The 18,666-nt window shown below is 41.5% G+C and carries 17 protein-coding genes and 1 riboswitch; of the genes, 14 read left to right on the forward strand and 3 right to left on the reverse strand.

The genetic code is table 11. The annotated features are described in order from the left end of the window. Positions 1-411: 411 nt before the first annotated feature. From AC1DSK_RS01260 to AC1DSK_RS01270, 3 genes are all read left to right on the forward strand, one after another. Positions 412-1,716 carry an HD domain-containing protein gene (locus AC1DSK_RS01260; RefSeq protein ID WP_477546254.1) on the forward strand — a complete coding sequence of 435 codons (1,305 nt, stop codon included), beginning with the start codon at positions 412-414 and terminating at the stop codon, positions 1,714-1,716. Positions 1,717-1,734: 18 nt separating this feature from the next. Continuing rightward, entirely contained in the window at positions 1,735-2,238 is a 504-nt protein-coding gene (locus AC1DSK_RS01265) for a YwgA family protein (RefSeq protein WP_477546255.1), read from the forward strand. A 127-nt stretch (positions 2,239-2,365) separates the two neighbouring features. Then, positions 2,366-2,917, forward strand: coding sequence for a GNAT family N-acetyltransferase (locus AC1DSK_RS01270; protein ID WP_477546256.1), 552 nt, complete (start codon positions 2,366-2,368; stop codon positions 2,915-2,917). A gap of 151 nt (positions 2,918-3,068) precedes the next feature. Here the strand turns inward: AC1DSK_RS01270 and AC1DSK_RS01275 are convergent, their stop codons facing one another. Further along, on the reverse strand, positions 3,069-3,254 hold the full coding sequence (locus tag AC1DSK_RS01275; RefSeq protein ID WP_016428314.1) for a 2-hydroxymuconate tautomerase: 186 nt from the start codon (positions 3,252-3,254) through the stop codon (positions 3,069-3,071). A gap of 67 nt (positions 3,255-3,321) precedes the next feature. On the opposite strand from AC1DSK_RS01275, the gene AC1DSK_RS01280 reads away from it, so the two are divergent. Further along, the gene (locus AC1DSK_RS01280) at positions 3,322-3,837 is read left to right on the forward strand and encodes a YwhD family protein (RefSeq protein WP_477546257.1); all 516 of its coding nucleotides are present in this window, start codon (positions 3,322-3,324) and stop codon (positions 3,835-3,837) included. Between the two features lie 384 nt (positions 3,838-4,221). On the opposite strand, the gene AC1DSK_RS01285 is transcribed toward AC1DSK_RS01280, so the two are convergent. Continuing rightward, positions 4,222-6,339: a transglycosylase domain-containing protein gene (locus tag AC1DSK_RS01285; RefSeq protein WP_477546258.1), complete on the reverse strand. Its 2,118-nt coding sequence runs from the start codon at positions 6,337-6,339 to the stop codon at positions 4,222-4,224. Between the two features lie 287 nt (positions 6,340-6,626). Between AC1DSK_RS01285 and speE the strand changes: the two genes are divergently transcribed. Next, complete coding sequence (gene speE, locus AC1DSK_RS01290) at positions 6,627-7,460, forward strand: spermidine synthase (protein ID WP_016428311.1); 834 nt, start codon at positions 6,627-6,629, stop codon at positions 7,458-7,460. Positions 7,461-7,463: 3 nt separating this feature from the next. Continuing rightward, a complete protein-coding gene (gene speB, locus AC1DSK_RS01295) occupies positions 7,464-8,336 on the forward strand; it encodes an agmatinase (protein WP_477546259.1) in 873 nt (290 codons plus the stop codon). A gap of 209 nt (positions 8,337-8,545) precedes the next feature. Here speB and AC1DSK_RS01300 read toward each other — a convergent pair whose 3' ends face one another. Further along, on the reverse strand, positions 8,546-9,637 hold the full coding sequence (locus AC1DSK_RS01300) for a diguanylate cyclase (protein WP_477546260.1): 1,092 nt from the start codon (positions 9,635-9,637) through the stop codon (positions 8,546-8,548). A gap of 332 nt (positions 9,638-9,969) precedes the next feature. Between AC1DSK_RS01300 and AC1DSK_RS01305 the strand changes: the two genes are divergently transcribed. From AC1DSK_RS01305 to AC1DSK_RS01340, 8 genes are all read left to right on the forward strand, one after another. Further along, entirely contained in the window at positions 9,970-10,392 is a 423-nt protein-coding gene (locus tag AC1DSK_RS01305) for a YwiB family protein (RefSeq protein WP_477546261.1), read from the forward strand. Further along, positions 10,389-12,056, forward strand: a complete 1,668-nt coding sequence (gene argS, locus AC1DSK_RS01310) for an arginine--tRNA ligase (RefSeq protein ID WP_477546262.1) — start codon at positions 10,389-10,391, stop codon at positions 12,054-12,056. The genes AC1DSK_RS01305 and argS overlap by 4 nt, the downstream gene beginning before the upstream one ends. Positions 12,057-12,331: 275 nt before the next feature. Further along, a riboswitch (cobalamin riboswitch) is annotated at positions 12,332-12,520 on the forward strand. Positions 12,521-12,671: 151 nt separating this feature from the next. Beyond that, positions 12,672-13,640 (forward strand): ABC transporter substrate-binding protein, encoded by a 969-nt coding sequence (locus AC1DSK_RS01315; RefSeq protein ID WP_477546263.1) that lies wholly within the window; start codon positions 12,672-12,674, stop codon positions 13,638-13,640. Beyond that, positions 13,633-14,628 (forward strand): FecCD family ABC transporter permease, encoded by a 996-nt coding sequence (locus AC1DSK_RS01320; RefSeq protein WP_477546264.1) that lies wholly within the window; start codon positions 13,633-13,635, stop codon positions 14,626-14,628. The genes AC1DSK_RS01315 and AC1DSK_RS01320 overlap by 8 nt, the downstream gene beginning before the upstream one ends. A 2-nt stretch (positions 14,629-14,630) precedes the next feature. After that, positions 14,631-16,097, forward strand: coding sequence for an adenosylcobinamide amidohydrolase (locus tag AC1DSK_RS01325; protein ID WP_477546265.1), 1,467 nt, complete (start codon positions 14,631-14,633; stop codon positions 16,095-16,097). A 2-nt stretch (positions 16,098-16,099) separates the two neighbouring features. Beyond that, a complete protein-coding gene (cbiB, locus tag AC1DSK_RS01330) occupies positions 16,100-17,056 on the forward strand; it encodes an adenosylcobinamide-phosphate synthase CbiB (protein WP_477546266.1) in 957 nt (318 codons plus the stop codon). Continuing rightward, a complete protein-coding gene (locus tag AC1DSK_RS01335) occupies positions 17,043-18,113 on the forward strand; it encodes a pyridoxal phosphate-dependent aminotransferase (RefSeq protein ID WP_477546267.1) in 1,071 nt (356 codons plus the stop codon). The genes cbiB and AC1DSK_RS01335 overlap by 14 nt, the downstream gene beginning before the upstream one ends. Further along, positions 18,095-18,661, forward strand: a complete 567-nt coding sequence (locus AC1DSK_RS01340; protein ID WP_477546268.1) for a bifunctional adenosylcobinamide kinase/adenosylcobinamide-phosphate guanylyltransferase — start codon at positions 18,095-18,097, stop codon at positions 18,659-18,661. The genes AC1DSK_RS01335 and AC1DSK_RS01340 overlap by 19 nt, the downstream gene beginning before the upstream one ends. Positions 18,662-18,666: the final 5 nt, after the last annotated feature.

The following is an 18,666-nucleotide window of genomic DNA, read 5'->3' on the forward strand; positions in this document are numbered from 1 at the left end:
GCTCCCTTTCCGCGGACGAACTGGCAAGCCTCCTCGGGCCAATAGGATGTTGATCAAAGGCGTTGCCACACGAGGTGGCGTTCTTAGCCTTCGTTCATTTTGCCTCGCTGTGGGGTCTTGCCTGCCCGTTTTCCGCCGGAGTGTCGCAGATTCCCATATAATCCATAAATCGTTTAATAAATCTATATAAAAGCTACGCTAACTCAAACTGTTAAATTAAATATAGCGAAGAGTGCATTTGCGCCTAGCATGCCGCAAGAGCGTGAAGCGTGAGACCCACAAGTATGTGGTTTTCATACTTGTTGGCTCATGCGGAACAAAAGGCGAGCGCAAATGTACGATAAATAACAGGATTGTTAAAAAAAGTCTTATAATAATTTCAAGTATTTTTTCCTGAGAAGAGGTGTCCATGTGAGTTATGCAACGCAAAAGTTGGCTGAAGAAAAAGTATTTAAAGACCCGGTACACCGATACATACATGTCCGCGATCAAGTGATTTGGGATTTGATTGGCGCGAGAGAATTTCAGAGATTGCGCCGTATCAAACAACTCGGCACGACGTATCTCGTTTTCCACGGGGCTGAACATAGCCGCTTCAACCACTCACTGGGCGTTTACGAAGTTGTAAGACGCATCATTGATGATATATTTACAGGCCGACCTGAATGGGATGAATCTGAGAGGCTGGTGGTTCTTTGTGCAGCACTTCTTCATGATCTCGGTCATGGTCCATTTTCACATGCGTTTGAACATGTGTTTGATCTGGACCATGAGAAATTCACGCAGGCTATTTTGCTTGGAGACACCGAAGTAAATGAAATACTAAAACGTGTGGCTCCGGAATTTCCCCAACATGTGTCCGATGTCATTGCCAAAACATACGGCAATAAACAAGCGGTAAGTTTAATTTCAAGCCAGATCGATGCAGATCGCATGGATTATTTACAACGTGATGCGTATTATACAGGCGTAAGTTACGGGCATTTTGATATGGAGCGTATTTTACGTGTCATGCGCCCGCGCGAAGATCAGGTCGTCATTAAACAAAGCGGCATGCATGCGGTAGAAGATTACATCATGAGTCGCTATCAAATGTACTGGCAAGTGTATTTCCATCCGGTGTCCCGCAGTGCGGAAGTAATTCTAACGAAAGCACTTCACCGTGCCAAAGAACTGAGTGAGAGTGGTTACACTTTCGCGTATGAACCGCGTCATTTCAAGACGTTCTTTGATCAAACATTTACATTGGCTGATTACATTGCACTCGACGAAGGCATTGTTATGACGTACTTCCAGGAATGGGTGCACGAAGAAGATGAAATTCTCGCTGATCTATGCGACCGCTTTGTGAATCGTCGTTTATTCCAATATATTGAATTTGACCCGGCAAAGGATTACAGGAAACTGGCTGAACTAGAGAAATTGTTTAATAAAGCGGGCATCAGCCCTGCTTACTATTTAGTATTCGATTCGTCATCAGACTTGCCATATGATTTTTATCGACCAGGTGAGGAAGGCGAACGTGTGCCGATTCATTTATTGATGCCAAACAACGAACTACGTGAGCTATCGAGGTCTTCTGAAATCGTTGAAGCCATTTCAGGCAAACGAAGAACGGATCATAAATTGTATTTCCCAGAAGATTTATTGACAAAAGATACTAAGAAAAAAGCCGTGAAGAAGAAAATTTTAGAGTTGCTTTACGGACAAGCATAGAATAGGAGGTTGCCTTAATTGTTAGAGGAACATGCGAAAATTGTCCAGTTCATCACGCTGGCTGGAGAAGTAACAGGGCGTAAGAAGCTCCAAAAAATGGTGTACATTGCGAAGAAAATGAACTTTCCATTCCAGGAAAAATACCAATTCCACATGTATGGGCCTTATTCAGAAGAGCTGACTTTACGTGTAGAGGAATTATGCAATATGTCGTTCTTGTCTGAGAAAAAAGAAGACAAAGGGTCGTACGTGCAATATACGTACGCATGTACCGAAGAAGGAAGCCAGTTTTTATCAACAGTGGATGGCAATCATCCAAAGCTCGATTTATGTATAGAGCGCTTGAATGATAAAAGTTCACGCTTTCTTGAAATGGTCTCAACTTTGTTATACTTCGACCATCTAGAACGCACAGAACAAGTAGAGAAATTGCATGTCGTTAAAGGGAAATTGAATTTTACTGAAACAGAAATTGAAGAGGCCTTTGACTTTATCAAGAATCTTCAAATGTGTATTCAGTAACACATATGAAAACATATAAAAGCAGAGCAATTCACATATGAATTCGCTCTGCTTTTTCTTTTTCTAAAAATGCACCTTTTAATAGGGTTTTATCCTATAATTGTAAAAAGCGAAAAGGGGTAATAATATGCAAAGAATTTTTACCAAAAGATTATTATTGAGAGAATGGAAAGAGACCGACTATAAAGATTTATATGAGTATGCAAAAAGTGATTTGGTTGGACCAAATGCAGGTTGGAAACCTCATAAAGATGAGGAAGAAAGCAAAGATATTATTCAAATGTTTATTGCAAGTAAAGATACGTACGCAATAGAACTTATTTCTGAAAATAAGGTGATCGGCGGAATAGGACTTCATGACAGAAAGCCAGATAAAGTATTATCACACTTAAGTCAAAAAGAAATAGGATATGTCTTAAATCCTAATTATTGGGGGAATGGATTTGTCCCTGAAGCTGTAAATGGCTTGCTTAACTACGGATTTGAAGAATTAAACCTAGATATCATTTGGTGCGGTCATTATGATTTCAATCATAACTCTAAAAGGGTCAATGAGAAATGTGGATTCCAACACAAATTCAATAAAAAATTGATATTGGAAAGGTTAGATGGAAAAGAAGTCACGTGCCTATATTATAGTATTAATAAAACAGAATATAAGGTCGCTTCCCAGATTTGAAACTTATAAAAATAATGGCCTTTAATTTAATCACTTTGTCGGTTAACCCAAACGTTTACGCACATAAATTGGCCAATGAAAAAGCTGATTACATGGTCTAATGTAATCAGCTTAGGTCAATCATAATAAAGCGGGAATCCGCATTATTTACTTATTTATCGCTAAACAGCTTTCCAGCTACTGCGTAATGATTTTTTGGCATATCTTCGATAAAGACAACTACGTTTTCAACAGGAGCATTTGTTGTTTCAGCAACAGCAGCGGTTACTTTTTCTACAAGCGCGCGTTTTTGATCGTCTGTGCGACCTTCAAGCATTTTGACAGTTACGTATGGCACTGGAGTTCCTCCTCTTTCACAAAAGTTTATCTATTCGTTATAATAACAGAACGGAGGGGACTAGCGTATGACAAATGAAGAAAAACCAAAACAAAAGCTGGGATTCACAATCATAAAAAATGATCCAACAGATGGTCACGGTGGTTTCGGTGTAGGTTCTTTGACACTTGAACATGTATCACCGGTCATCATTGACGTTGAAGAAAAAACCGCCAAAGTTGAAATTGGTGCCATGCATGCAAGAAGCGATACGGAACGCGGGATCAAATTCACAACGAATCGTGAAGATTCTGAAGGTGGCAAATTATTTTGGCTTGTATGGGTTACCATTGACCACAAAGCAACAGGACCCTACTATGCAGGTGTGACCGGATGTGAAATGGTCATCAACCGTGAAAAGCGCAGAGGATTCAAGATTCTGGCTGACCACGTAAACAGGATGGACAAATCAATGAAACGTCATATCATTGTTGACCATATGGACGATTCATCTAAGGAAATATTGCGGGACTTTTTACAATCGCATAACCCAGAAATGTGGGCACGTAGTGAAGAAAAACTTCATCATGAATTGAATTCCTAATATTGTCAAACAGTTGTACAAAATGTGACATTTTCATGCACCTCTGTTCAATGGTTGAATATGTCGAAAAAAGAAAGTACACTTGAAACATAGCTGACAAAAAGTGAGCTAGGACAATTGGAAACGCGTCTGTACATGAGCGCCGTGAGACATTTGTGTCAAACCCAAGCCAAATGCCTCATGTTTCTCATGTCAGCGCCAACCAAGAAAAAAGCTTTCTGTTTCATCGGATTATCATTTCCGAGAAAGAGAAAGCTTTTTTATTTGTTTTTAATAGATATTGGAAAAGCCTTATTGGTCCCCTCGAAAAGTTCATTCGAGGGGTATTTTTGTTGGGGGAAAATGGCTGAAAAGAAATTTACTCTGATTGAAAGGGAATAAACCTTAATCGTCATCATCGTTTCTGAAGAAAGAAAACGGGAACAGTGACCATGGATCGTCGCTATCCATTTCAATAACTTCATCGGCATCCTCATTTGTTTTCACGTCTTCCAACAATTGTTTCTGTAGCTTAGGATCGGTGCAAAGCCGCTTTGGTATGTCTTCTTTTTTCACATAGATTAAGCGCTGTTTCGTACAGGCTGAAACTGCCAGACCGCCAGTTTCGATATCCACAATGACACCGGTAACACCTTTAGGAGGCAAGAATGGTTCGGCGGTTACGCCTTGATGAACTCGCTCCATGAAATCAATCCATATATTTTTCGTTGCTTGTTTATCTTCTGCTAGCTGGAGCTGCTTGTTGGCGTCATATCCATTCCAAACACCCGTTGTTAAAGTTGGGGTATATCCAACGAGTACTTGATCGGAAATCGTCGTTCCCGATTTGGCTGCATATGGTCGCGTTTGTTTTCCGCGAATCGACAATCCGGTTGCCGGCGCATAATCGTTGAAAACGGGGTCAAACATGCCGGTCATTAAGTGCGTTAAAATAAACGCATCTTGAGCTGACATGACACGGTCATCATCATCCCGTTCATGCGGGTCTGCTTCAAAAACGACTTCGCCATGACTGTCTCTAATTGATAGCACGGTACGAAACGGTTGATCGATGCCGCCATTCGCTATTTTATTAAAAGCGCCCGTCAAGTCTTTTAACGTCACTTCGGACGTGCCGAGTGCCATTGCTGGCGTTTCCTGCACGGACGTTTCAACGCCTAAACGCTTTAATAACGATTCAAACGGTTTATAGCCTACCTTCTCAAGTGTTTTTACGGCATATATATTATCTGAAATGGCTATTGCCTGTGCCAATGAAATCGGATGATTCGCAAACTCGCCGTTAACATTTTTAGGCTCGTATTGTGAACGGCCATTGTCATACGTGAAAATGGTGCGCTCGCTCTCAAGGAATGTCAAAGGGGAGAACCCTTCTTCAAGAGCCGCTGCATATAACAGTGGTTTGATGGTGGATCCAGGTTGACGTTTTGCCTGAGTCACACGGTTAAATGAACTTTCCGAATAAGAGCGCCCACCGATTAATGCCGTTACATAACCTGTTTCAGGTTCCATACTGACAAATCCTACTTCCAGGCTGTCTTTCGGCATCCAGTCAGCGACTACTTCTTCTGCGACTTTTTGATGTTGGGTGTTCAACGTGGTTTCGATTGTCCAGCCACCTTCAGCGATGGCGCGTCCTTTTTTGGCTAAAATACGATCCGCTTCAGCCCATGCTTCGTCGAGGAAGTAAGGTGCTACCGATTTAGTTGCCTTCCATTCCTCATTTTTTAAAACAATTTGCTCATCACGTGCACGTCGCACGGCTTCTGTTGATACCATATCCTGTGATTCCATTAAGCCAAGGACTATGTTTTGGCGTTTGTAGGCGTTCTCTTCATTGATCAACGGTGAATAAATACTCGGCCCTTTTGGAATCGAAATGAGCAAAGCTGATTCAGCCAGCGTCAGGTCCTTACTTGGCTTGCCAAAATAAAAGCGGCTTGCGGCTTCCACTCCGTACATGCCATGACCGAAGTACACCGTGTTTAAATAACCTTCCAACAATTCATCTTTCTCATAAAAGGTTTCCATGCGGTAAGCAAACAGAGCTTCTTTCGCTTTACGAGACCAAGTTTTATCATGGGTTAAATATAGATTTCGGGCATACTGCTGAGTAATGGTACTCGCACCCTCCACTTTTTTCATGGCTTTTACGTCTTTTAATAAAGCCGTCGCAATCCGTGTGTAATCGAAACCATGATGCTCGTAAAATTCCTGATCTTCAACTGCCAAAATGGCGTCACTTATAAAAGGGGACATCTCCTCTAACTTCACCCAGTAGCGCCTTTGCTCGGCAAAACGGTCCCCGATGGAATGGCCGTTGCGATCTAAAAACACGGTTGCTTGAGGGACGGCAAGAGATGGTGGACCAAGAATTTGTGCATAAATACGTAATGCCAAAAGAATGGTGCACAATGCACTGATTGACACAATGGAGTACCAGATAACGGATCGAAGCTTTTGGTGCTTTCGTTTTTTTTGTTGTAAGTCAGCTCGTCGCAATTGCTTTCACTCCGTTCATCCATACTTTTTAGTAGTATGGTAAATTCATGGGAGGATTAAACGCATGAATAGAGAAAATGACAAATGCAAAAACGAGTGGTATATCATTTTTAGCAAGCTAAATGATTCTGTTTCCAAATCAAAAATAGAACTGTTAAGAAATAATAGTTGCACTTTTGTCAAAAACATCTATACTTTTTCTGTATTTGTTTTTCGGCAGACCGCGTTCACTTTCGCTACATGCCGGGAACGGATCCACTAACCTCGTAAGTAAAGGAGAATGCATTATGGCTGGATTTTGGTTTACAGAAAAACAAACCGAGAACTTTGGCATTACGATGAAGGTGAACCGTACCTTGCATACGGAGCAAACGGATTTCCAATTGCTCGAAATGGCGGAAACGGCTGAATGGGGCAATATGTTATTCCTGGACGGCATGGTAATGACTTCGGAAAAAGACGAATTCGTATACCATGAAATGGTGGCACACGTGCCTTTATTCACACATCCAAACCCTGAGAACGTTTTAGTTGTCGGCGGCGGAGACGGTGGGGTAATTCGTGAAATCATGAAACACCCACAAGTGAAAAAAGCGACACTTGTAGACATCGATGGCAAAGTTATTGAGTACTCGAAAAAATATTTACCAACAATCGCATCAGAATTGGAAAACCCACGTGTCGATGTACAAGTAGGAGACGGTTTCATGCACATTGCTGAATCCGAGAACCAGTACGATGTCATCATGGTAGATTCAACAGAACCTGTAGGTCCAGCAGTGAACTTGTTCACAAAAGGCTTCTATGCAGGCATTTCAAAAGCGCTAAAAGAAGATGGGATTTTCGTTGCACAGTCGGACAACCCTTGGTTCACACCAGATTTAATCAAGCAAGTTCAAAAAGACGTGAAAGAAATTTTCCCTATCACTCGTTTATATACGGCAAACATCCCTACGTACCCAAGTGGTCTTTGGTGCTTCACACTTGGATCGAAAAAATACGATCCTTTGACAGTAGAAGATGCACGTTTCCACGAAATCGACACGAAATACTACACGAAAGAATTGCATAAAGCAGCATTCGTGTTACCGAAGTTCGTGAAAGATTTAGCGGGGGAATAATTAATGAGATTTGATGAATCCTATTCTGGCAATGTGTTTATTAAAAGTCATCCAAATTACGACGAATCACAAGCTGTCATTTACGGCATGCCGATGGACTGGACAGTTTCCTACCGTCCAGGTTCACGATTCGGTCCACAACGTATTCGTGAAGTGTCAATCGGCCTTGAAGAATACAGTCCGTATTTGGATCGTGACCTTGACGAAGTAAATTACTTCGATGCAGGGGATATTCCGTTACCTTTCGGGAACCCGCAAAAAAGTTTGGACGAAATCGAAACGTTCGTGACAAAATTGTTAGCTGACGGAAAAGTTCCAGTCGGAATGGGTGGCGAGCACTTAGTGTCTTGGCCAGTTATGAAAGCTGTCGCTGCAAAATATCCGGATTTGGCAATCATTCACATGGACGCACATACAGATTTACGTGAATCCTACGAAGGAGAAGCACTTTCACACTCCACACCAATTCGTAAAATCGCCGATCACATCGGTCCAAAAAATGTTTACTCATTCGGTATTCGTTCAGGCATGAAAGAAGAGTTTGTATGGGCAAAAGAAAACGGCATGCACATTTCAAAATTTGAAGTGCTTGAGCCGTTAAAAGAAGTGTTGCCAACATTGGCAGGACGTCCAGTATACGTAACAATCGACATTGATGTACTTGATCCTGCACACGCTCCAGGTACTGGAACAGTCGACTGCGGAGGTATTACATCTCGTGAATTACTGGCTTCTATCCATGCGATTGCAGGTTCAGACGTAAACGTCGTTGGTTTCGACTTAGTGGAAGTAGCGCCAATTTACGATTCATCTGAACAAACTGCAAACACAGCAAGCAAACTAATCCGTGAAATGCTTTTAGGCTGGGTAAAATAAATGCGTAAAGCGCCACTCTAGCTTGACTCCGACGTTGGAAGCAAAGTTTACTTTGTGCCGAGTAACCGCAGGCACATAGGAAGGCTAAGTTCCCGACCTCGTGTCGGAACGCCTTCATGACCCACACCCTGTGGGCCCAAGCGGAGGTGCGAGCTGGCGCTTGGCGCTAGACAATAATAAAAGCGTGATGCTCTCATTTCTGAGAAGCATCACGCTTTTTTATTTGTGAAATGAAAGACGCGATTACGTCCGTTCGCTTTCGCCTCATACATAGCTGAATCAGCAGCACTATAAAGTTCCTGAATCGTTGAGCCATTATCCGGATAGGAACTGACTCCCACGGATACCGAAATTGAAACTTCCAGGTTATCTGAAACGAGGAATGGGGTGCTTGCCACACAGGAACGTATGCGTTCACCTAGATAAAGTCCCATTGCAGGAGGGGAATTAGCAATCAATACGGCAAATTGTTCGCCGCCATTTCGTGTAACGTATCCCTCATTTTCCGAAACGATATCCTTTAGACGCTTGCCAAGTTCCTTTAATATTTCATCGCCCGCTGGATGACCGTAAATATCATTCACTTTTTTGAAAGAATCGATATCGATGGAAATCATGCTGAAAGGCTTGGTTGATTCTGTAATGTAAGAATGTGTCAGCTGATGGAATTTGCGATTATTATAAAGACCTGTCAGATAATCGGTCTCTGATAATAATTCAGTATGACGGATTTTCTTAAAATGCTCGTTTAATTCGATTAAAATGAACAGCACAGTAAAGAATGAAAATGCCGAGTAAATGATATAGTACAGGACTTCGTGAACATTTTTCAATGCTGGATACATGATATAGACGATTAAAAGAGCAGTTTGAGCAGTTGCATAATAAAAATAAAGATGAGCATTTCTAAATGTCATCCTATATTTAAAACTGAACGCCCCAATCACAATTCCCATGAGGATAATGTTCAATCCTGCAAGAATTCCAGTCGTAGTGAATTCCTCCAAGATAAACATCCGTGTCACACCAATAATCAGTCCGCTGATGATAGGAGCAATCGGTCCGCCAAAAATTCCGGAAATCACAATTACTACGTGTCTTGCATCAAGTATAATCGAATCAGACAGATTGACAGCGGATTCCATCAAGATAAAACCAGCCAATCCAGCAATAATTCCAATGATATAAGGATGTGTTTTCGGGAAAGGGAAATTCGATCGCACAGCATCTTGGAATGGCCAATAGGACAAAACGGCGAAAGTGAATAAAATACAAAAGTTAATAAGTAATTCGAAAAGCATGACTTTTCCTCCGTGAGAAATTCTAGCGTTAGTATAACATACCTAAAAAAACGATTGAGTAAATTTAACAAATTATTACAATAGTGATGTCCTTTAAAACGACATTTGAAATAAAGTATATAAATCACTTATAATAAAAAGGTTATAGAAAAGCGTAAAGCGCCGTTTTAGGTCGACGCCGGCGCTGGAAGGTCCGATGCGAAAGTTCACTTTCGCCTGAGGAACTGAAGCTTAGGTGCGGCCAGGCGCTTGAAGCTAGACATAGAAAAATGTAGAATCCTATTATTGGTAAGTAAATTAAACAAAATCACAAGGAAGCGGGTGGACTTGTTATGAATACAAAAGTAAAAGTAAGGTTGAAAACGACCATCCGGCAACCTAATGAAGAACCGGAAATCTATGAATTATGGGCAACTGGCACTTTGATTGAAGAAGATGAGACTGCCTATTTAAAATATGCGGAAGTTCAAGAAGACAAAGATGTGAACACCACTGTCAAAATGGGTGAAAACGAAGCCCTGGTACTGCGAAGCGGCGGAATTAATATGCGTCTCCCTTTTATTAAGGACTCAGAGCAGACAGGCAGTTACGATAGCGAATATGGCATGTTGATGGTGACAACCAATACACGGCAGATGACGTTTGAACAAAATGAACACGACGGCCATTTTGTCGTTCAATATGATTTAGACGTGAGCGGGCAACCCGTTGGCGAATACACACTTGAATTTCATTACACGGAGGGATCGCAATGAACGCAGTAGAACAAGTTCAACAATCCATTAAAGAAGCATTACAGAAAGCTATATTGAAAGCCGAATTAACTGATTCGGAAGGAATGCCTGGCATTCATTTAGAATCCCCACGTGATAAAGCGAATGGTGATTATGCTACAAACATTGCGATGCAGCTGACGAAGCTTGCGAAGAAGCCACCTCGTGCTATTGCTGAAGCTATTTTGGAAAACCTTGATACAACTGGCACAGTCATCGAGAAAATCGAAATTGCCGGTCCAGGATTTATGAACATCTCAATTCGCAAAGATTACTTGGCGGACGTGGTGAAAGCTGTCTTGGAACAAGGTGCTGATTATGGCCGTTCAAAAGCTGGCGCTGGTGAAAAAATTCAAGTGGAGTTCGTTTCGGCGAATCCAACAGGTGATTTGCATTTAGGGCATGCCCGCGGTGCATCAGTCGGAGATTCATTATGTAATGTATTGGATCTTGCAGGCTATGACGTGTCACGTGAATACTATATCAATGACGCCGGGAACCAAATCAACAACTTGGCACATTCATTGGAAGCGCGCTACAAGCAAGCATTGGGTCAAGATGCTGACATGCCTGAAGATGGCTATCACGGTCAAGATATCATTGATATCGCAAAAGAGATGGCAAGCGAGCATGGCGATGCATTGCTTCAGAAATCTGCTGAAGAACGCTTTTCATTCTTCCGTTCACATGGACTAAAAGTGGAACTTGCAAAACTTCAAAAAGATTTAGCCGATTTCCGCGTTAACTTTGATGAGTGGTATTCAGAAACTTCTCTATATGAAAACGGCAAGATTGAAGTCGCTTTGGATAAATTACGTGCGAATGGTCACGTATTTGAAGAAGAAGGCGCAACTTGGTTCCGTTCGACAACATTTGGCGATGACAAAGATCGTGTACTTATTAAAAACGATGGTTCATTCACTTACTTAACACCTGATGTTGCGTATCATGAAGACAAAATTGCACGCGGTTTTGATAAATTAATCAACATTTGGGGAGCGGACCACCATGGTTACATCCCACGTATGAAAGCGGCAATCCAAGCACTTGGTTATGATCGCGATACGCTTGAAGTAAGCATTATTCAAATGGTTCAATTGTATAAAGACGGCGAAAAAATGAAGATGAGTAAACGTACTGGTAAAGCCGTTACGATGCGTGAACTTGTTGAAGAAGTTGGTTTGGATGCCGTTCGTTACTTCTTCGCAATGCGTTCTGGCGATTCACATATGGACTTCGATTTGGATTTAGCTGTCTCACAATCAAATGAAAATCCTGTGTATTATGCACAGTATGCGCACGCGCGTATCAGCTCGATTTTACGTTCTGCTGAAGAGCAAGGATTCAGTGCTTCGGATGCTCAATTGGATTTATTGCAAGCTGAAAAAGAAATAGATGTTCTGAAGAAAATGGGTGACTTCCCGCAAGTTGTAGCTGATGCAGCGAAAATCCGCTCACCACACCGCGTTGCAACATACATCCAAGAACTTGCAGCAACCTTCCATAGCTTCTACAATGCAGAAAAAGTATTGGATGCAACGAACGAAGACATGACACGTGCACGTCTAGCCCTTATTACGGCAGTCCGCACAACCATCGCAAATGCCTTACGTCTGATTGGTGTAAGTGCACCTGAAAAAATGTAATTCTAATAACCAAAGCCATTTCACTCGAAAGATGTGGAATGGCTTTTTTTGCCCCCGGCACCGCATGCAAATTTAACGAAATGCAGATAAGTGAATGCGAAATCTAGATAAACGAATTCGAATTCGAGATAAAGCCTTATGAAATGCAGATAACGCAACTTGAATTCCAAATATCCACCCGCGAAATGGAGAAATCTTCAATTTCACGCAATCCGAGTCACCCACAAAAACCTTCTCGACACCCATCAGAAATCCTGTATAATGAAAAATGAATTACATAGCCCCAACACGAAGGTGCTCTGCTTCAATCGCAGAGTTAAAAGGGAAGTCGGTTCAAATCCGACGCGGTCCCGCCACTGTATGTGAGAGGAAGCGCATCAAGTCACTGAAGCAAACTTAGCTTTGGGAAGACGCGCCAACCACTGATCACAAGCCAGGAGACCTGCCTACGTGCGCAACACCCGCAACCCTACGAGGATAGGAATGGTGTGAATCAGCTCGTGCTCATTTTAGCAAAAGCCTAAATTCAACCAACCATCTTCCGACAAAAAGCGGAGGATTTTTTTGTGTCCAAAAACATAAACATAAACATAAACATCAAGGAGGAAATCAACAATGAAAAAGATTTGGCAATTATGGCTCGCAACTGCGCTTGCAGCGATATTATTAACAGCATGTGGGCAGGAAGAAGCAAAACCTGCAGACAGCAAAACAACTGAAACAGAAGTTGGACAAGAGGCTTCCCAATTTCCTCTAACAATTAAGGATGTCACTGATAATGAAATTACATTGGAAGAAGCACCAAAAGCAATCGTTTCAATGATTCCAAGCAATACAGAAATTTTGTATGCTCTTGGCTTAGAAGAAGAAGTAGTTGGAGTTTCGGATTACGATAACTACCCAGAAGAAGTTGCTTCTAAAGAAAAAATTGGTGGACAAGAATTTAATGTAGAAAAAATTATTTCTTTAAATCCAGATTTAGTACTTGCACATGAATCAGGTCTCGGAGTAGGTGACGCTGGAATTAAACAATTGCGTGATGCAGGGTTAAACGTGTATGTTGTGAAATCTGCAGTAAGTTTTGATGAAGTGTATGACACGATGGCTACTATTGGCCAAGCGACAGGTAAGATTAAAGAAGCTGAAGAAATGGTACAAACAATGAAGGATGAAGTAGCAACGATTCAAGAAAAGGCTTCAAACATTGAAACGAAGAAAAAAGTATTTGCGGAAATATCTCCAGCTCCAGAAATTTATACAGCAGGTAATAACACGTTTATGAACGAAATGATCGAAATATTGAACGCGGAAAATATTGCATCAGATCTAGAAGGTTGGATCATGATGGACCCTGAAGAAATTGTAAAGCGTAATCCGGATGTAATATTAACAACTTACGGAAATTATGTACCAGATGCAGCGGAGCAAGTTTTGACTCGTGAAGGCTTTGGTACAGTTACAGCTGTGAAAAACAAGGCTGTAATAGATGTGGATGCTGATACGACAAGTCGTCAAGGTCCTCGTTTAACAGAAGGCTTATTAGAATTGGCAAAAGCAATTCATCCTGAGGTCTTCAGTGAATAAAACCTGGTTTGCCTATGTAGCTTCTGTATTCGTACTGATTGCTGCTGTGCTGGTTGGGGTAACGGCTGGATCGGTTTCGATTCCTATGCAAGTCTTGTGGAATCCTGACATGGATGAAGCTGCATCAAACATACTTTGGAATATTCGCATACCTCGTGTTGTGCTAGCTGGTTTAGTTGGTGCATCACTTGCTATAGCGGGAGCAGCTTTCCAAGGATTGTTGAAAAATCCATTAGCGGATCCATATACGTTAGGAGTGTCGTCCGGTGCCTCAGTTGGCGCCGTGGTGACACTCTTTTTCGGAATTTCTGTACCCTTTCTAGGCTTGTTCACATTGCCAGTCTTCAGTATGCTCGGCGCTTTTTTAACGATGGTTGCTGTTATGAGTTTTGCCAAGCTCATAGACCGCGCGATGAAGATGGAAACGATCATTCTCACAGGAATAATATTTAGTGCATTTTTGGGATCTGTCATCTCTCTTATGATTTCACTTTCAGGTGAAGAGCTCCGTCAAATTATTGGCTGGTTGCTTGGTAGTGTGTCAATGCGAGGTTGGCCCTATGTCACAATGGCATTACCGTTTATGACGATCGGTTTTTTACTATTATGGCTAAATCGACGCGAGCTTAATGCATTAGTTTTTGGCGAGGAACGTGCCATGCATTTAGGTGTAAATGTGAAACGACGTAAAATGATGATTTTAACAGGAGGTTCGATTTTAACTGGTGCTGCGGTATCGGTTTCTGGAACCATTGGCTTTGTTGGTCTCGTCGTTCCACATATGACACGTATGTTGTGGGGATCGGATCATCGTCATGTATTACCCTTATCATTTATAAATGGTGCTTCATTACTCATTATTTGTGACTTAGTGTCACGAACCATAATTTCACCGTCTGAGCTACCAATAGGCGTAATTACAGCCTTTATTGGTGCACCAGTGTTTGCGTTTATTTTTTGGAAACAACGAAGAAAGGTGGGTGCGTAATCATGCTAAAAGTCGAAGGATTAACAGGTGGTTATCACGACTCACCGGTTGTAAAAGACGTTTCTTTTCATGTTGTTAAAGGGGAAGTTCTTGGGATATTAGGTCCAAATGGGAGTGGAAAGTCGACCCTACTGAAAATCATTAGTGGTGTACTTCCTTTGACAGCAGGTACGGTCAAATTAGGTAGCAAACCAATCGAAACATATACTACAAAAGAACTCGCTAAGCATATGGCTGTGTTACCTCAATTACACGCACATGCTTTTTCATATACAGCGCGAGACACGATTTCTCTTGGGAGATATCCTCATCAAAGTGGATTCTTTTCATCTTGGTCTGAGAAAGATGAGCAAGCAATTCAAGATGCAATGCAGCTAACCGACGTGAAAATGTATGAGCATGTCTATCTCGATCAGCTTTCTGGAGGAGAACAACAACGTGTTTTTGTGGCGCAAGCACTTGCACAGCAAGCAAAAGTGTTATTACTGGATGAGCCAACAAACCATTTAGACATTGCACATCAACAACAATTGTTGGACACGATTAGAATGCAAGCCACTAAGAATGGATTAACAATTATCTCAGTATTTCATGACATAAATTTAGCTTCCTTGTATTGCGACCGGTTGTTATTAATGGAAGATGGAGAAGTGAAAATAATTGGTGAACCGCATGCGGTACTAAAACAAAAACAGCTAGAAAGTGTCTACAAAGCTCGGGTAAGAAGCCACCCACATCCAGAACAACCGAAACCACAAATTACATTATTGCCAAATTTGAGTGAATTGCAGGAAGAGCACATCATTAAGAAAGACCATTTTTCAGTGTCAAATGAGTATGTGGTCATGCAAGCAAACTTCCCATTAAAAACAGTATCATCAGCAGTTGTAAATCCAGGGTTTGGTTGGTACCGTACGTTTGTTAATCGTCATGTGAAAGCTGATTATGAATGTGATGATAGCACAAACGAGATGTTTGATTATCTGCAAGCACAAGGATTTCCGACAACAGATACAGTGGGAATGATGACGGCTGTTCAAACGAAACATGTGGTCATTGAAGAGTATGATGGAACTTTCGGATCCATTATCATTGCCGTTACAGCGGGCGTAGGAAATGCAGTGGATGTGTCAAAAGCATTTGAACGCGAAGATGAACTTTATGTTGGCACGATTAATACCTGGATAATTGTGAATGGGAAATTATCTGACGAAGCATTCATTCAAGCCATGATTACAGCGACAGAAGCAAAAACAAAAGCTCTTCAAAACGAAGATGTAAGAGACTCTATAACAAATACACTTGCAACTGGAACATCCACGGACAGTTTACTTATAGCGGCTACTCAAAAAGGGGAACTTTTACCGTATGCTGGACCTATTACAGAGCTAGGGAAATGCATTGGGCGAGGCGTTTTTGAGTGTACTACACTAGCTATCAAACGTTATAAAGTAGCGAAAGGAATGTAAGTATGTCTGCTCATATCATCGCGCTTACTTTTGGCTTACTCCTTGATCGAATAATAGGCGATCCACCCAATTGGACACACCCGGTTCGATGGATTGGTAGATTAATAACAAAATTAACTACTTTGTTGAATAAAGGCCGTCATCGTAAAATCAAAGGTATAATCCTTTTGATATCGGTTGTTGCGGTTACATTCGCTAGCGTATTTGCCTTGGTGTTCACAGCATACGAGATTCACTTTGTTTTTGGAATCGTTGTTGAAAGTATATTGTGTGCAATAGGGTTTGCCCAAAAAAGCTTGAAAGACGCAGCGATGTCCGTTTATCAACCACTAGTTAATGGTGACTTGAAAGAAGCTAGAATGAAACTATCATGGATTGTCGGTCGCGATACTGAAAAGTTATCCGAGTCAGAAATTACACGAGCTGTGGTAGAAACTGTCTCGGAAAATACGAGTGACGGGATAACAGCTCCACTTTTCTTTGCATTTCTTTTCGGGGCACCTGGGCTTTGGTTATATAAAGCAGTAAATACCTTAGATTCGATGGTGGGTCACGAAAATGAGAAGTTTCAAGACTTTGGTTATGCTTCTGCCAAAATGGATGATGTGTTGAACTATATTCCGAGCAGAGTCACAGGCTATATCATCCTTACATGGACAAAAAATTTCAGTAAACAAACCCTTCGCACACGATTAGCTAATTGGTGGAAAGATGCCAAAAAGCATCCAAGCCCAAATAGTGGGTACTTGGAAGCTGCGACTGCCTATCAACTTGGCGTGCAACTGGGGGGGCTTAATATGTATAAAGGAATTCCTTCTAACCGTCCACGTATGGGAATTTCAGAAAACCCGCTTCGAGTAATTCATATTTTATATACAATCCGTCAAATGCATGTCGCTATATTTCTGTTTTGGGTAATGATGATGGTTATCGGGGGTGTTTTAAGTGGCATTACCTAACCATGGTGCAAATCCACATCATCTATATAAAAGTTTGGGAATTAATCCTCCCGAACGAATGATAGACTTTAGTGAAAACGTCAATCCTTTCGGTCCCCCTACCTCAATACAAACTGACTGGTACAAATTCCAACCGTTTATGATGGGGTATCCAGATCCACTTGGTGAACCTTTTCGAACAGCAATCGCTGAGTATCACAACATCTCGCCTTACTCCATTTTCGTTGCAAATGGAGCCGCGGAGATATTTTCATTGCTTGCACAAAGGTACAGAGGCAAGCTAGCAATAATCGTTCACCCAACTTTCTCTGAATATGAAACGACTTTAAGAGCACGCGATGTGGAAATTGTCAACTTGCACATGACTAATATCGTTACGGGTGAATACCCGATTGATGAAATGAAAATGCATATGCATCAAGCCGATGTCCTTTACTTATGTACGCCGAATAACCCAACTGGCACATTGCCAAAACGCAAAGTGTTAGTGGATTTAGTAGAATACGCGAAAAAAGTAAATTGTGACATCGTGTTGGACGAAGCCTTCATTGATTTCATTTCAGAACAATCATCATTAATTTCTGACATGAATTTTAGTCATTTGATTATTGTTCGCTCAATGACAAAAATGTACGCAATGCCTGGTCTAAGGCTAGGATACATGGCAACAGCTCCTTCCATAGTCAAAGAAATTCAACAACTGGCACCACATTGGAATGTGAATAGGATAGCAACTGAAATTGGTTCTCTCGTATTAAAAGATGAAGAGTTCCGGCAGAAATCAATTCTCCATAGCAAAAACATGCTGCTCGACATGAGTGCTTTTCTAAAAGCAAAAGGTTGCGAAGTAACACAATCACAAGCCAACTTTTTATTGTTTAAGTTACAACAACCAGACAGTGAATTTTTCCAATACTTTTTAAGACAAGGGTTGGTTTTAAGACATACCGAGAATTTTCAAGGACTTGACGGGCATTGGTACAGAATTGGTATGAAGACCGTAGAAGATATGGAAATCCTTAAAAAGGAGTTAACAGTATGGTTCGAGGCACGCTAACATTTATCTCTGGCGGTGTACGAAGTGGAAAAACGGGTTTTGCTGAAGAATGGCTAATGAATCGCTCGTGTTCGCGACTAATCTATCTCGCGACTGGCGTTGCCAACGACAGTGAAATGGAACAGCGCATCAAACGCCATCAACAGGATCGGAAAGACTATAAAAACAACTGGCTGACAATTGAAAAACCTCGTCAAATAGAAGAAATTCTGCCATCCATCCGACCTGGTGACGGGGTTCTGATTGACTGCATCACTACGTGGTTAGCCAATGAATTGTACGAAGGATGGGCAATGGATGACCCTTGTTTTAAACGTGAAAACTGTATGCATGAAAAAGAGAGACGTTTCCATGAAACGATTAATTCATTGCTAAAAAACGGGACAACCGTAGTCGTCATTTCCAATGAAGTATTAGATGAGCCTATGTCGAAAATTCCAGATGTAGTAATGTATCAGCAATGGCTGGGAATGCTCCACCAGTGGCTCGTCAAAGAGAGTGATTATGCATATGAACTTACATATGGACTAGCAAAGAAGTGGAAGTAAGGGGG

This window comes from Paenisporosarcina sp. P4_B8 (genome assembly GCF_056402175.1).